Source organism: Desulfocastanea catecholica, assembly GCF_054657295.1.
The window spans coordinates 69,892-84,962 of sequence record NZ_BAAHYZ010000016.1 but is presented as its reverse complement, the minus strand read 5'-3'; the positions used below and the strand labels follow the sequence as shown (position 1 = coordinate 84,962).

Below are 15,071 nucleotides of genomic sequence, written 5' to 3'. Positions count from 1 at the left end.
ACTGTTATGAAAAAGGATGTGAAAAAGATACTGGCAAGCCTTGGCGTCGCAAGCTTGATCAGTGCTGGTGGGATCACTTTGCCGGGAGCCCATGCCGCAGGCAGTGGGTGAGGGGCAAAACCCAGCGCAGGTAGCGCTGAAGTAAGCAAGCCCGCTGCGGCAAGTGGCTGAAGTGGACACAAGGACAGCGCCGTGAGCGCTGGTCAGAAAGAAGCTGAAAAGACTCCTGAAGCAGTTGAGGAAGGCAAAAAAAAGACTGAGGACGAAGCGAAGGAAGCGATGCCGGCAGACACTGAACTGCCTAAGAAAAAGCCTGCCAAAAGTGGTTGAAGCGGTTGACAGTAGCGTGCGGTCCGCACGTTCATAACTGATCTGCAGCCGGAACTTATTAGCGGGTTCCGGCTTTGCTGTGCATCCGACAGCTCACCAGCTTTTTTCGCCTCAACAGATCACAAAGGAGTCTTTGTGAAAACTGAGCTGCACATCATCTATCCTTTGAGCTCGATCTCGCTGCCCCAGGGGTTTACCTGTACCCCGGCCGAGAACCTTCCGGAACATCTCAGAAAAAACCCAAAACTTTGTCAAGACACCCCGTATCTTGCCGACCTTGCAGCCATTGAACTGGCAATCCATTCCATGTTGCTGCATCCTGTTGCTGTCCCCAAAGACATCAAGATGAGAATGGTGCATCCGGGCCTTGACCTCCTTGAAGTCGGCTGGCAGGGGCTGGGCGAGCTGCTTGCAGGGGGCTCTGCTGCTCCTGTGCCGGGAAAAGGTTTTATCCTCCTCATGCCGGGGAGTGACGAGGATGGCGTCCAAATCTTCACGCCGAGCAACTTCGATCTGCTGGCCCTGAAAATTGTCGCCGAGGGTATTGACAGCAAAGCTGCGGCACGTGCGGCGCAGGTAAGTGTCGGTTTTATTGACAGCATCTTGTATAGCGCCGGGCAAAAAGGAATTATTCTTTTTCCACCGTCAAAAATAGTTCGTGCAAAAGATTTCTGCAGAGAGGATGTGGCGATAAATAAAGCGATACAAGGCGCATGCTCGACCAACTCGTTCACCCTGCAATGGCACATAACGCAACACTGTGACCTGCATTGCCGTCATTGCTATGATCGCAGTGACCGCACCTCCATGACAGTTGAACAGGGGATTCATGTACTCGATGATTTTTACCGATTTTGCCGGGAGCACAATGTGTATGGCCAGGTCAGTTTCACCGGCGGCAACCCGATGCTGTCTCCGCATTTCTATACCTTCTATCAGGAAGCCGTTGATCGAGGATTTCTCACTGCGATACTCGGTAACCCAATGGCCGGAACATACCTTGAAAAGATGGTGGCGATCCGCATGCCGGAGTTCTACCAGGTGAGCCTGGAAGGGCTGCAGGAACATAATGATTATATGCGCGGCGCAGGCCACTTTGACCGGGTCATGGCTTTTCTTCTGTTGCTGCGAAAAATGAATATATACAGTATGGTCATGCTCACCCTCACCAGGGCGAATATGGATCAGGTTCTCCCACTCGCGGAAATATTGCGGGGAAAGGCAGACCTGTTTACCTTCAACAGACTGGCAATGGTCGGAGAAGGTGCGGCGCTCGCCTCGGTGGATCCGGCGCAGTATCCGGAATTTCTTGAAAGATTTGTCAATGCGGCTGCCATCAATCCCGTTTTAAGCCTCAAAGATAATTTATGTAATCTGCATCTTCATCGTAAGGGACAACCCCTGCATGGGGGCTGTGCCGGTGTTGGCTGCGGTGCTGCCTTTAATTTTGTTTCCCTTCTCCCGGACGGCGAAGTTCACGCCTGCCGAAAACTCCCCTCCTTCCTGGGGAATATGTATGAGGATTCCCTGACTAAAATTTATCATACCCCTCTTGCCGAACGTTACAGAATTGGCAGTTCCGCCTGCACTTCCTGTGCAATACGTCCTGTCTGTGGCGGGTGTCCGGCGGTGAGTCACGGCTTGGGCCGGGATATTTTCACTGCTCTGGATCCCTACTGTTTCCAGGAGCGTTCCCGGACAGGCTTATAGAACTGATTGCTGAGAAAAACCAACAAGGAGTCATATAGCTTATGTTTGAATGGATGGTAATGCCCGAGGCCTGGGTGGCGCTGACAACTCTTCTCGCTCTCGAGATTGTTTTAGGTATCGACAATATTATTTTTATCACCATTCTGGTGGGCAGGCTGCCGGCAAAGCAGCGCGATCTGGCCAGATCTCTGGGCATCGGCTTTGCCATGCTCTCGCGACTCGCACTGCTTTTCAGTCTGGCGTGGATTATCGGCATGGTCGATCCCTGGTTCAGTTTTTTCGGACAGGAGTTTTCCGGACGGGATCTGGTGCTCATCGGCGGTGGCCTTTTCTTGCTGGCAAAAGCGACCCATGAAATTCACAGCAGCCTGGAAAGCGTCAGTGATGAAGACAAACCACAGGCCGGATACGGCGGTTTCTATGCCACCATTGCCCAGATCACCCTGCTCGATATCGTCTTCTCGCTGGATTCGGTGATAACCGCCGTCGGTCTGGTGCAGCATATCTCGGTCATGGTGGTTGCCATCATCGGTGCGGTCATTGTCATGTTATTCGCCGCGAAACCTATTGGGATTTTTGTCGACGCAAATCCGACAATCAAGATGCTCGCATTATCGTTTCTCATGATGATCGGCTTTACCTTGGTGGCGGAGGGATTTGATGTGCACGTGCCGAAAGGCTACATCTACTTTGCGATGGCCTTCTCTGTCGTGGTCGAGCTGCTCAATATCAGGGTCCATCGTAACAAGAAAGTTGAGCCGGTCAAACTGGTCAAGCACATCGAAAGCTAGGAAATCAATAATATGACGCCTTCTTCGTCCCTGCGCCGGTTTTTCCTGCCGACCCTGAACAAGAGATACTTCATCCGTCTTGCCCTGGTCGCCCTTGCCAGCTACCTGATCTTTGGCCATCTCCTCATTCCGCTGCGCATACAGGGGGTGAGCATGGAGCCCACCTACCGTGACAGAACCTATGCCTTCTCCTGGCGGCCGCAGTATGCCTTTGCCCCGATGGAGCGTTTTGATGTGGTGACTGTGCGTTATTCAGGGAGGAGGGTGATGCTGCTGAAACGCATTGTCGCCTTGCCGGGGGAGACGGTTGCGTTTCGGAAAGGGTTTCTCTATGTCGATGGAAAGCTTATCGATGAGCCCTATGTCCACTATCGATCCGCCTGGGAACTTCCGCCAAGAACGGTCGCGCCGGGACATGTCTATGTCGTCGGTGATAATCGAGGCAGCCCCATGGACCGCCATCAATTTGGCGAAACCCCCATGAACCGAATCGTTGGAGGCGTCTTCCCATGAACAATAAAATCCTGCTCCTTGCCCTGGTGCTCGTTGTCGGCGGGGCAATCTTTTTCTGGCCCAGTGACGAGAAAAAAATCAGGGATAATCTGGACTCACTGGCGGAATACTGTTCGTCGGTCAGGGACGAACCGGTCATTGAAACCCTGCAGAAAGCGGCGCTGGCGGCAAAGCTCTGCACTGACCCCTGCACCGTCCACTTTGCATCATTGAAGATTGACCGTGCCTTCAGTCAAAAAGAGCTGACCGATCGTTTTCTTATGATGAAAAAGAGGCTGACCAGCACGGCGTTCAGCTTTCATGATACTGCTGTCGAAATTGTCGGAGACGACCGGGCTGAAGTGCTTACCACCCTCCGTATAAACGGCAAGATAGTCGATAAGCAGTTTACCGATGCCTATGAATTGAATATCACCGTGGAGAAACAGGCGGATGGCTGGCGCTTTGCGTCGTTTACCGTTGTTGAGTTTATGAAAAGATAGACGGTGGGAGGGATTCGGACAGGCTCCATGGGGAGTGCGGCGTCGCGCTTCCCATGGAGTTTTTCGTCGAGGAGGCTGTCGGAGAGAGATTCTTTTGACAACAACAAAAACTATACCTTGATTTTCAGTGTGGCTTAATTTATCAAATACTGTTCATGCCTATTCGAATACCTCGACAACCCGCTGAGACGCATCCCATACAAAAAAGGAGCTTGTAATGCCCAGGCGCGACGACATTCATAAAATTCTGATCATTGGTTCCGGTCCCATCGTTATCGGGCAGGCCTGTGAATTTGACTATTCCGGAACGCAGGCGTGCAAAGCGCTGCGCTCTCTCGGTTATCAGATCGTACTGGTCAACTCCAATCCGGCAACCATCATGACCGATCCGGACATGGCCGATGCGACATATATCGAGCCCCTCAACGTCAAAACCCTGGAAAAGGTCATTGCCGCCGAGCGACCCGATGCGATTTTACCCAATCTCGGCGGCCAATCCGCGCTGAATCTCTCGTCCCAGCTGTATCACGAGGGTATTCTTGAAAAATACGGTGTGAAGGTGATCGGTGTGAACATCGAGGCCATCGAGCGCGGCGAGGACCGCATCGCTTTCAAGGAAACCATGGAGCGCCTGGGTATCGATATGCCGCGCAGCACCGCCGTGACCACCCTCGAGGCGGCAGAAAAAATTGCCGAGGAACTGGGGTATCCGGTGGTTATTCGACCGGCCTACACCATGGGCGGCACCGGTGGCGGACTGGTGTACAACCTTGAAGAGCTGCGCACCATCGTGCCTCGAGGACTTGCCGCCAGTTTAATTCACCAGGTGCTGGTGGAAGAATCCGTGCTGGGCTGGGAAGAGCTGGAGCTGGAGGTGATTCGGGATGCCAAAAATCAGATGATCACGGTATGCTTCATCGAAAACGTCGATGCCATGGGCGTACATACCGGCGACAGCTACTGCACCGCTCCCATGCTGACCATCGACCCGGCCCTGCAGAAAAAACTGCAGGACTACTCCTATGCCATCGTTGAGGCTATCGAGGTAATCGGCGGCACCAATGTTCAGTTTGCCCATGACCCCAAGAGCGGTCGGGTGACCGTGATCGAGATCAATCCGCGCACCTCCCGCTCGTCGGCTCTGGCCTCCAAGGCCACCGGACTGCCCATCGCCCGCGTCTCTTCTCTTCTCGCCGGCGGTCTGACCATGGAGGAGATTCCCTACTGGCGCGACGGCAGCCTGGAAAAATATACGCCGTCGGGCGACTATGTGGTGGTCAAATTTGCCCGCTGGGCCTTTGAAAAATTTGCCGGGATCGACGACCGTCTGGGCACGCAGATGCGTGCCGTGGGCGAGGCCATGAGTATCGGCAGGAACTATAAAGAAGCCTTTCAGAAAGCCATCCGCAGTCTGGAGATCAACCGCTATGGCCTCGGATTCGCCAAGGATTTCAACAAGCTTCCCCTGGAAACCCTCATGCAGCGGCTGGCCGTTGCCACCAGCGAACGGCAGTTTCTCATGTATGAAGCCCTGCGTAAAGGCGCGACCATCGACCAGCTGCATCTCCTGACCCATATTAAAGCCTGGTTCATCCGGCAGATGCAGGAACTGGTGGTCCTGGAAGAGGAGATTCTCAGCTGTAAAGGACGGTCCCTGCCGGACGACCTGCTGCGCCGGGCCAAGCAGGATGGTTTTGCCGACCGATATCTTGCCAACCTGCTGGGGGTGTCGGAACGGGCCATTCGTGAGCAGCGCATCGCCATGGGTGTCGTCGAGGGCTGGCAGCCGGTGCCGGTCAGCGGGGTGGAAAACGCGGCATACTACTATTCCACCTATAATGGCGTCGATCAGGTGCCGGTCAGCGACCGCCGCAAGATCATGGTGCTCGGCGGGGGGCCCAACCGCATCGGCCAGGGCATCGAGTTCGACTACTGCTGCGTCCACGCCGCCATGGCCATCCGCGAGGCGGGGCTTGAATCGATCATGGTCAACTGCAATCCGGAAACCGTCTCGACGGACTACGACACCTCGGACAAGCTCTACTTCGAGCCCTTAACCGTGGAAGATGTCCTCAGCATCTATCAAAAAGAAAAACCGGAAGGCGTCATTGTCCAGTTCGGCGGCCAAACCCCTTTAAACCTTGCCAGAGAACTGGCCGAGGCGGGGGTAAACATTCTCGGAACCTCGCCTGAGGCAATAGATCTGGCTGAGGACCGTGACCGTTTCAATCAGATCATGCGTCGCCTCGGCATCCCCCAGCCGGAATCGGGCATGGCTGCCAGTGCCGAAGAGGCGCTGGAGATTGCCGCGCAGATCGGCTATCCGCTGATGGTCCGACCATCCTACGTGCTCGGCGGGCGCGGCATGGAAATCGTCCATGACGACCAGATGCTCAGGCGGTATCTCCATGTGGCGGTGGAAGAGATCACCCCCGAACGCCCGGTACTGATCGACAAGTTTCTCGACAACGCCATCGAAGCCGAGGCCGATGCCATTGCCGACGGCGTAGACGCTTTCGTGCCGGCAGTTATGGAACACATCGAACTGGCCGGTATCCATTCCGGCGATTCGGCCTGCGTCATCCCGCCGATCAGCATCGCGCCAAAAGACATCGACACGATCCGCGAATACACGCGCCGCATCGCCATCGAACTGAAGGTGATCGGCTTGATGAACATCCAGTATGCCATTCAGAACGATACGGTATACGTGCTGGAGGCCAACCCGCGGGCCTCGCGCACCGTGCCGATCGTCTCCAAGGTGTGCGGGCTGTCCATGGCGAGCATGGCAACCCGGATTATCCTCGGAAAAACCCTGACCGACCTGAACCTGCAAGAAATACGCATTCCTTATTTCGGTGTGAAAGAGGCCGTTTTCCCTTTCAATATGTTCCCCGAGGTTGACCCCGTGCTCGGCCCGGAAATGCGTTCCACCGGCGAGGTGCTCGGCATGGCCAGTTCCTTCGGCCGGGCCTTCTTCAAGGCCCAGGAGGCAACCCAGTCTATTTTGCCCCTGCAGGGCACCGTGCTGTTCACCATTGCCGACCGCGACAAGCAGGCAGCCCTGGAACCGGCCCGCCGCTTCCGTGAGCTGGGATTCACGATCATGGCCACAGAAGGCACCCATCGATTTTTGCAGGAAAAAGGCATCGACACCCAGGCAGTTTTCAAAATCGGTCTGGGCAGACCTCATCTGGTGGACGCGATCAAAAGCGGGCAGATACACCTGCTGATCAATACCCCCAGCGGCAAAAAGGGATCGGCTGACAGCTCAAACATCCGCAAGGAAGCTATCAAATACAAAATCCCCTATATCACCACCACGGCGGCGGCCATTGCCGCGGCAAAAGGGATCGCGGCGATTCGTGAAGGGGAGGCCAAGGTGCGTTCCCTGCAGAACTATCACGGCGATATCCGCTGAGCCGGTAATCCTTGATGGATTGACCATTCGGTCCGGTCGGCCATGGATTGCCGAGCGGGCCGAATGCAGAAGATATACAATGAATACACTATAACTAGAGGTAACTATGGGCGGTCTTTTCGGAATTGTCTCGCAAACCGATTGTGTGACGGATCTTTTTTACGGTACGGACTATCATTCCCACCTGGGAACCAAGCGTGGCGGCATGGCCGTGCGCAACACGCATGGTTTCCATCGCGCCATCCATAATATTGAGAACTCATACTTCCGTTCCAAGTTCGAGTCCGAACTGGTCACCTTTCACGGGCGGCAAGGTATCGGCGTGATCAGCGACACCGACCCGCAGCCATTGATCATCGACTCGCACCTCGGCACTTTTGGCATCGTCACCGTGGGCAGGATCAACAACATGGCGGACCTGATCAAAAAAGCCTATGCCAGGAAGGGCTATTTTTCGAGCACCTCCGACGGCATCACCAACCCGACCGAAATGGTGGCCATGCTGATATGCCGCGAAGAGAGTTTCGAGGCAGGCATTCGTTCCGCCCAGGAGATTATTCAAGGCTCCTGTTCGATGCTCCTGCTTACCGAGAAAGGGCTCTATGCCGCCCGCGACCGACTGGGACGGACTCCTTTGGTGGTAGGGCGAAGGTCGGGGGCCACGGCGGTCAGTTCCGAAACGAGCGCTTTTCCCAACCTTGGTTTCGAGACGGCATATTTCCCGGGGCCGGGCGAAGTCCTCTTTTTGACCGCCGATGGATGGGAACAGCGGCTTCCCCCGGGAGAGCGTATGCAGATCTGTTCGTTTTTATGGGTATATTACGGTTACCCGGCTTCGGAGTATGAGGGCATCAACGTGGAGCACGTGCGCTATAAATGCGGCGCCGTGCTGGCCCAGCATGATGATGTCGAAGTGGATCTTGTTGCCGGTATTCCGGATTCGGGCATCGGGCATGCCCTTGGCTATGCCAATGAAAAGAAAATCCCTTACGGCCGACCATTCGTCAAGTACACCCCGACGTGGCCGCGCAGTTTCATGCCCCAGAATCAAAAGATGCGCGATCTCGTGGCCAGAATGAAACTGATACCGGTGCGCCGGCTCATTGAAGGGCAGCGTCTGATGTTCTGCGACGATTCGATCGTACGGGGTACGCAGCTCAAGGAAAATGTGCAGGTCCTGTTCGATTGCGGCGCATGCCAGGTCCATATGCGCATTGCCTGCCCCACTCTGATCTATCCCTGCGAATTCCTCAATTTCTCCTCTTCGCGATCGACATTGGATCTGGTCGGCCGCAAGACCATTCAGGAGCTCGAAGGGGCCGAGGATAAAGACCTGCACATATATGCTCAGACCGGATCGGCCAAGAACCTGGCGATGATCGAGCAAATACGCACCAAGCTGCACCTCACCTCACTCAAATACCAGCGCCTGGATGATCTGGTGGCCGCCATCGGGTTGCCGAAGGAACATCTGTGCACACATTGTATGGATGGGTGCAGTTATTATTGAAGGATGCCGGACACGTCTGCGACAAAAAAAAGGCGCTACCGGGAACTCCCGATAACGCCTTCATATATTTGGTACACCCGGCCCGATTCGAACGGGCGACACCCGGATTCGAAGTCCGGTGCTCTATCCAGCTGAGCTACGGGTGCTGGTTTGCAGGGAAATGGATACCATGTTCGAGAACCGAGGTCAATGGTAATGTCTACAGGCGAGCAATTTCCGTGCAGACTCGACTAATCAGAAGCCTCTTTGGATCACTTTTTGCCAGGTACCTTGCAGCCGATTGACCCGGCTTGCTTGAGGAAAAAATCATCGGTCATGCCGGCGATAAAATCGCGGACCTTCTCCTCAGGACTGTATTTTTGCAGGTAATGCGGATTAATGTCGGTCATCAGGTCAACATCGCCGGACAGCTGCTGCGGTGAGTCTGTCAGACAATGCAGATAGTGGTCGAACAGTCGGGTGAAGCACTCCCCGATGAGCGGGTTCTGCTGCTTGGTCTGCGGGGCCAGATAGATGCATTCATAGTTAAAGGTTTTCAGTTCCCGCAGGGCGGCGGCAACCTCCGCGCTGAAGCCGATAGACGACGATGGCGTATCTGCAACAGGGCCAACATGACTGTGGGTGATAAGATCGGTCACCAGTGTATAGACGATGGTGCCGTTGGTGCTGCCGAGAAGTGTTCGGCAGTTCCTGGGGATGTCGTCCCGGGTGATCAAACCGAGGATAATGGCATCCTCAATATCCCTGCCGATATAGGCGATGGTATCGGCCAGGCGGACAACACAGGCTTCCAGCGTTGACGGCATGTTGACCAGCTGGGCATTTTTTGACTTTTCCTCCAGTTTCCTGTCAAACTCCTCGAAGGTGGTGATCGGGTCAGGGCAGAGAAATTGTGCGTGTATTTCTCCGTCATGGCAAAGGATACCATCGAGTACCTGCAGGGTGAGATTCCAGCCCTGGCCTTTTCTCTCGAGTTTGTCAAGCAGGCGGACCGACTGGATGTTATGTTGAAAGGGCGGCAGGCCGTGTGCAAGACAGATGGTCGAGAGGAATGCTTCCCCGTCGTGGCCGAAGGGCGGGTGACCGACATCGTGGCCGAGGGAAATGGCCTCGATGAGGTCTTCATTTAAGCGCAGGAAACGGCCGATTGTCCGGGCGATCCGTGCGACCAGTTGGACATGCAGAACCCTGTGGGTGATATGATCGTTGGCCACCAGAGAAAACACCTGGGTTTTGTCGATATATCTGCTGTAGGCCCGGGAATAGAGAATCCTGTCGGCATCGAGGGCAAATTGCTGCCGATAGGCGGCGGTGCCTTCCGTGGATCGTCTCACCCCTCTTCGGGACAGGGTAACGCCCGGTGACAGGCGCTGTGACTCCTCGTGGTCCAGTCTGGCAAGTTCTTTGAAAAGGGGTGAGGTGGTATTCCCGGCGGTTGATTTATCCATGTTCATATTGATATAGAGATAAAAAGTGGCTAATGTTCAGGGGCAATGACAGTCGTATTTTGATACATTTATGCTCGCAACGTTATCGTAGAGTAAGAAATATTGAAGGAAAAACAAATGAAGATATCCATAGAGTACTGTGCAAAGTGAAACTACCAGCCGCGTGCCTCCAGTCTGGGGGCTGAACTCAAGGATGCGTTTGGTGCGGAAGTAGAGCTGATATCCTCTTCGGGAGGCGTGTTCGAGATTGTTGCTGACGGCAAGCTGATTTATTCCAAGAAAAGTCTGCAGCGTTTTCCGGAAGAGGGAGAAGTGACTCATCTGCTGCAGGCCGGTCGTCGTTGAAAGCACCCGGCGGATCAGTTTTTTCTAGGTGTATCGAGGCAGTGAGAAACGCATCTTTCACAGTTATCGTTTTGTTTCCCCCGTTTGCAGTAATCGGCAAAACCCTTGATCAATTCGTCGCCGCCTCGGGGACAGATCTGCATGAATTCGGTAAAACTGATCATCCGGGCAATGATTTCAGGCGGCGCGGCATGTTCGATCCGGCAGGCGCCTTCTTCGGCAATCGAATCTTCGATGGTCAGCACGTCGATAAAAAAACGTTTCAGGGCATCGTGGCGGAAAATAACATCTTCCGCCACCTCTTTGCCTTCGTCGGTCAGGGTTATGGCCTCGTACGGCGAATAGTAGATAAGACCTTTTTTGGACAGGGCCCGTAAGGCCTCCGTCACCGAGGCGCGGCTGACATCGAGACGGGCGGCAATCTCCTTGCTTCGAGCCACGAGCTTTTCTTCGATTATGTGATAGATTGCCTCAATGTAATCTTCAAGGCTGGCGCTGAGGTCCGTTTTTTCTTTCATATTCAATTGTTGTCGATTAACTGTTGTCGATTATAGCTTGGAGAAGACGGCTATCGGGCCGGCCGACAACGGGCTCTCGATACAACCGGCTTGAATTATGAGTAAACTACTGTCCTTTTTCAGCAGAGTCAAGCAAGGACTTTTTAATTGTGAGGATGTCAACAACAACCGATGCTGTGTGAACTGCGCGTAAAAAATCTGGCCCTGATCGAGTTTCTTGAACTGGGCTTTGACCAGGGGAAAGCCGGGGGACTGGTGGTCATGACCGGCGAAACCGGAGCGGGGAAATCGATCATGCTGCGGGCCATCCATCTCCTGTCAGGGGGAAGGGCGTCGTCTGACTGGATTCGCAGCGGTGCCGAGAGCTGTGAGGTGGAGGCCTTGTTCGAGATCAATCCCCACCATCACCTGCTCCTGCAAAAACTGGAGGAAGGCGGCTTTGGCGAGGAGCCTTCGCTGGTCATCAAACGCATCATGAGCGACTCCGGGCGGAGCAGGTTCTATGTCAACGGCTCACTGGCGACGGGTAAAATTGTCGCCGAGCTGACGGCCGAACTGCTCAGTGTCGCCAGTCAGCATGATCATCAGCAGCTGCTGCAGCCGGGGCTGCACCTGGATTACCTCGACACCCTGGGTGATCTCTGGGCCGATCGGCTGCTGGTCGGCAAGATCCATAAAACCTGGCAGGATAAAAGGGCTGAGCTGACGGCGCTTCGGCTGCAGGAGCAGGAAAAAGAGCAGCGGCAGGATTTTCTGCGCTTCCAGGTCAGCGAGATCAGGGAGGCGGCGCTGCAGCCCGGAGAAGATGAGCTGTTGCTTGCCGAAAAAAAGCGGCTGAAAAATGCCCAGACCCTGATTACCCTCAGTCAGTCGACGCACCGGCTGCTTTCCCATGAGCTGATGGATCATCTCACCACCCTGCGGCTGAACATGGCCCAGCTGGCGGCAATCGACCCCGGCGTTGTCAAGCTTGCCGAGGATATCACCGGCTATACCTTTCTCGCCGAAGACTATGTCAACGAGCTGAAAGGATACCGCGACTCGCTGGAAAACGATCCCTATCGGCAGGAGCAGGTCGCCGAACGACTCGATCTCATCCAGCAGTTGAAAAGGAAATACGGCGTATCGGTGGAGGACATTCTCGATTTTGCCGAGCAGGGTGAACGCGAGCTGGAGCATCTGGACAATATGGACAAGGAAATCGCCGCGCTGGAAAAGGAAGTGGCGCTGCTCGAAAGCGAGATGTGCGATCGGGCCAGGCTTCTCTCGGAAAAACGCATGATGACCGCCGCCACTCTGGAAGCGGCAATGAACGCTGAGTTGTCCTCGCTGGCCTTTCACCAGGCAGGTTTTCAGATGGTCTGGAAAGATGTGGTGCAGCTGCCGGAAACGATGCGGGCGACCGGCTGGGAAAGGGGTGAATTTTTCTTTTCCGCCAACCCCGGTGAGCCGGCCAAGCCGCTGGCAAAAATTGCCTCCGGCGGGGAGCTGTCGCGGCTGATGCTGGCCATGAAGTGCCTGCTGGCCCGAAAAGATATGGTCGAAACGGTGATTTTCGACGAAGTGGATGCCGGGATAGGCGGCGAGGCGGCCGAGGCGGTGGCCAGGAAGATTCAGGAGCTGTCGGCCCATCATCAGGTTTTCTGTATCACCCATCTGCCCCAGATTGCCGCCCGGGGCACCCTGCACTTTCAGGTATCAAAAAAAGTCGGCGATGGGCGGACCCAATCCGCTGTTGTCCGCCTAACCCCTGAATCAAGGGTGCAGGAACTGGTCAGGATGCTCGCCGGGGATTCCGCCACTGAGCAGACCCAGGCATGGGCGGAAGAGCTGCTGGTCAAAGGCGGTGCCTGCGCGTGAAAAAAATAAAAGCGCTGTCGCTTTTTTCCGGAGGGCTTGATTCCATCCTGGCCACCTGGCTGGTGATGGACCAGGGCGTCGAAGTCGAGGCGATTCAGTTCGTCACCCCCTTTTTTCACTACGACATCCTCGAAGATATCGAGGCGCACAGGCAGCGGGTGCTGGCCAGCTACGGCATAGACGTGATCGTCGAGGACATCAGTCCCGGATATCTGCAGCTCTTGCGCAACCCGGTGCACGGCTTCGGCAAAAATTTCAACCCATGTATCGACTGCAAGATCATGATGCTCTCCCGGGCGAAAAAGATGCTCGCGGAGAGGGGTGCGTCTTTTCTTATTTCCGGGGAAGTGCTCGGCCAGCGGCCGATGTCCCAGCGCCGCGATACGCTGAACGTCATCGAGCGGGATTCCGGCACAAAATCGATCCTCCTGCGTCCGCTCTGTGCCCAGCTTATGAATGAAACGGAGGCGGAGATACAAGGGTGGGTGGATCGGTCAAAACTCCTGCGCATCAGCGGGCGCGGCCGTTCGCCGCAGATTGCCCTGGCGAAACAGTACGGTATTACCGATATCCCTGCCCCGGCCGGAGGATGCATTCTTGCCGATCCCATTCTCAGCAAGCGTATTGCCGAGGTCTATGCGCGCGAGTCGATATTGCAGACGGCGGAAATCAGCGTGACGGATATCCGGCTGCTGCTGGTCGGTCGCCAGTTCATCCTGCCGGGTGGCGGATGGTTGATTGTCGGCCGTACCGAGAAAGATAATATCAAGCTGGAGAAACTGGTCCAGGCCGACGACGCGGTGCTGCAGATGGAAGAGTGGGCGGGGCCGCTGGCCGTGTTGAAAAAAGCCGGCAGCCGCTATCCGAACCGGGAAGTGCTTGAGAGGGATCTCGAACGTGCCGCCTCTCTGGTTGTCCGTTACGGCAAAAAACTGCCGGAAAACATCGACAGGGGTGAGGTCACCTGCACCCTTGGGCCATCTCGTCGGCTGCTCCGCGCTTTGCCTCTGGCTGACGAAATTTTCCAGGACTGGGCTTTACGCTGAGCCGGCTGTCCGAGAAAAGAAAAATCTACTTTGCAAAAAGCTCTTCGACAGTAGCACGGTAGCCTGCCGGAGTGTGGCTCTTGAGGATTTTCTTGAGCATTTTTTTATTTCCCGGAAAAGAGGCAATGAGGTAGAGCCAGAGATGTTTTACCCGGCCAAGCAGATGGCTGGGGCCGGCGAGCCGCTCGGTGTACCTGCTGAACAGCTCGTCGTGAAATTTATACAGGCGCATTTTTCTCTCTTCTGCCGATTGTGGCGGAAAGCCTTTTATTTCCTCGGCAAGAAAGGGATTACTGAGAGCGCCGCGACCGATCATCCAGCGGTTGACCGTCGGAAATCGGTCGGCAAGCGATCTGAAAGTCTCAACATCATTAATATCGCCGTTATAGGCGAGGGTATGGTTGCTGAGCTGCCGGCAGACGGCAAAACCGTCAGGATCCGTGATCCCTTTGTAGAGCTGTTTGCCGAGTCTGGCGTGGATGATTATCTCTTTGAGCGGAAACTGGTCGAGCTGCGGCAGAAGGGCCCTGGTCTCGGCGTGGTCGTTGAAACCCAGCCGCGTCTTGATCGACAATTCGATTTCCAGTTTTGGCATGATCTTGGTGAGCAGGCCGAGAATTTCCTCAGGATAGGGCAGTAAACCGGAACCTCTCTTTTTCCGGGCGACCATCGGCGCCGGGCAGCCGAGATTCCAGTTGATGTGCCTGTAGCCAAGATCTGCCAGCCGACGGGCCAAAACAAGAAAGTCCTCCGGGTCGGTGTGCAGCAACTGCGGTACGACCGGCAGGTTGCGGTTATTTTCCGGCAGCACATCACGGATCTGTTTATCTTCGTACAGCGATTTTTTCTGCGGCGTGATAAATGGCGCTACCGCCGCGTCAAAGCCGCCAAAATGACCCGTCAGGAGTTCCCGAAAGAGTGCCTCGGTGAGCCCGCGCAGAGGGGCGAGATAGAGAAACGGCGGTAGCTGGTTCATAAGGCGTATCTTTTTTTCTTAGGCTGGATATGGTATCTTTACAGCCTTTCGCTGGCGTTGTTCGAAGAGCCGTCAACGATTGGCGGGGAGACTGTGGTGCTTGCGGCACTTGCCGGAAGAC

13 protein-coding genes and 1 tRNA gene are annotated in these 15,071 nt (G+C 55.2%); 10 read left to right on the top strand and 4 right to left on the bottom strand.

Annotated features, from left to right (window positions below):
* The first annotated feature begins 6 nt into the window (after positions 1 to 6).
* The 7 genes from sbtA to ACYQ8U_RS15120 all read left to right on the top strand — a co-directional run bounded on the left by sbtA (position 7) and on the right by ACYQ8U_RS15120 (position 8,757).
* Complete coding sequence (sbtA, locus tag ACYQ8U_RS15150) at positions 7 to 330, top strand: SbtA family thio(seleno)oxazole RiPP natural product precursor (RefSeq protein ID WP_459946395.1); 324 nt, start codon at positions 7 to 9, stop codon at positions 328 to 330.
* Between the two features lie 135 nt (positions 331 to 465).
* Positions 466 to 2,040, top strand: a complete 1,575-nt coding sequence (gene sbtM / locus ACYQ8U_RS15145) for a thio(seleno)oxazole modification radical SAM maturase SbtM (RefSeq protein WP_459946394.1) — start codon at positions 466 to 468, stop codon at positions 2,038 to 2,040.
* A gap of 41 nt (positions 2,041 to 2,081) precedes the next feature.
* The gene (locus tag ACYQ8U_RS15140; RefSeq protein ID WP_459946393.1) at positions 2,082 to 2,831 is read left to right on the top strand and encodes a TerC family protein; all 750 of its coding nucleotides are present in this window, start codon (positions 2,082 to 2,084) and stop codon (positions 2,829 to 2,831) included.
* A 12-nt stretch (positions 2,832 to 2,843) separates the two neighbouring features.
* Positions 2,844 to 3,344, top strand: a complete 501-nt coding sequence (gene lepB / locus ACYQ8U_RS15135; protein WP_459946392.1) for a signal peptidase I — start codon at positions 2,844 to 2,846, stop codon at positions 3,342 to 3,344.
* Complete coding sequence (locus ACYQ8U_RS15130; RefSeq protein ID WP_459946391.1) at positions 3,341 to 3,826, top strand: hypothetical protein; 486 nt, start codon at positions 3,341 to 3,343, stop codon at positions 3,824 to 3,826. Before lepB ends, ACYQ8U_RS15130 begins: the two co-directional genes overlap by 4 nt.
* 217 nt (positions 3,827 to 4,043) lie before the next feature.
* Positions 4,044 to 7,247: a carbamoyl-phosphate synthase large subunit gene (gene carB, locus ACYQ8U_RS15125; RefSeq protein ID WP_459946390.1), complete on the top strand. Its 3,204-nt coding sequence runs from the start codon at positions 4,044 to 4,046 to the stop codon at positions 7,245 to 7,247.
* A gap of 106 nt (positions 7,248 to 7,353) precedes the next feature.
* Positions 7,354 to 8,757, top strand: coding sequence for an amidophosphoribosyltransferase (locus ACYQ8U_RS15120; RefSeq protein ID WP_459946389.1), 1,404 nt, complete (start codon positions 7,354 to 7,356; stop codon positions 8,755 to 8,757).
* A 69-nt stretch (positions 8,758 to 8,826) separates the two neighbouring features.
* Here the strand turns inward: ACYQ8U_RS15120 and ACYQ8U_RS15115 are convergent.
* Positions 8,827 to 8,903: transfer RNA gene (locus ACYQ8U_RS15115), tRNA-Arg, on the bottom strand.
* A 105-nt stretch (positions 8,904 to 9,008) separates the two neighbouring features.
* Positions 9,009 to 10,205: a deoxyguanosinetriphosphate triphosphohydrolase family protein gene (locus ACYQ8U_RS15110; protein ID WP_459946388.1), complete on the bottom strand. Its 1,197-nt coding sequence runs from the start codon at positions 10,203 to 10,205 to the stop codon at positions 9,009 to 9,011.
* A 117-nt stretch (positions 10,206 to 10,322) separates the two neighbouring features.
* Here ACYQ8U_RS15110 and ACYQ8U_RS15105 point away from each other — a divergent pair, with 117 nt between their 5' ends.
* Positions 10,323 to 10,550, top strand: coding sequence for a SelT/SelW/SelH family (seleno)protein (locus ACYQ8U_RS15105; protein WP_459946387.1), 228 nt, complete (start codon positions 10,323 to 10,325; stop codon positions 10,548 to 10,550).
* 14 nt (positions 10,551 to 10,564) lie between these two features.
* On the opposite strand, the gene ACYQ8U_RS15100 is transcribed toward ACYQ8U_RS15105, so the two are convergent.
* On the bottom strand, positions 10,565 to 11,068 hold the full coding sequence (locus ACYQ8U_RS15100) for a metal-dependent transcriptional regulator (protein ID WP_459946386.1): 504 nt from the start codon (positions 11,066 to 11,068) through the stop codon (positions 10,565 to 10,567).
* 171 nt (positions 11,069 to 11,239) lie between these two features.
* Here ACYQ8U_RS15100 and recN point away from each other — a divergent pair, with 171 nt between their 5' ends.
* Both recN and ACYQ8U_RS15090 read left to right on the top strand, forming a co-directional pair.
* A complete protein-coding gene (gene recN, locus ACYQ8U_RS15095) occupies positions 11,240 to 12,928 on the top strand; it encodes a DNA repair protein RecN (RefSeq protein ID WP_459946385.1) in 1,689 nt (562 codons plus the stop codon).
* On the top strand, positions 12,925 to 13,974 hold the full coding sequence (locus tag ACYQ8U_RS15090) for a thiamine biosynthesis protein (RefSeq protein WP_459946384.1): 1,050 nt from the start codon (positions 12,925 to 12,927) through the stop codon (positions 13,972 to 13,974). The genes recN and ACYQ8U_RS15090 overlap by 4 nt, the downstream gene beginning before the upstream one ends.
* A gap of 25 nt (positions 13,975 to 13,999) precedes the next feature.
* Here ACYQ8U_RS15090 and ACYQ8U_RS15085 read toward each other — a convergent pair whose 3' ends face one another.
* Positions 14,000 to 14,950: a tRNA dihydrouridine synthase gene (locus ACYQ8U_RS15085; RefSeq protein ID WP_459946383.1), complete on the bottom strand. Its 951-nt coding sequence runs from the start codon at positions 14,948 to 14,950 to the stop codon at positions 14,000 to 14,002.
* Positions 14,951 to 15,071 lie beyond the last annotated feature (121 nt).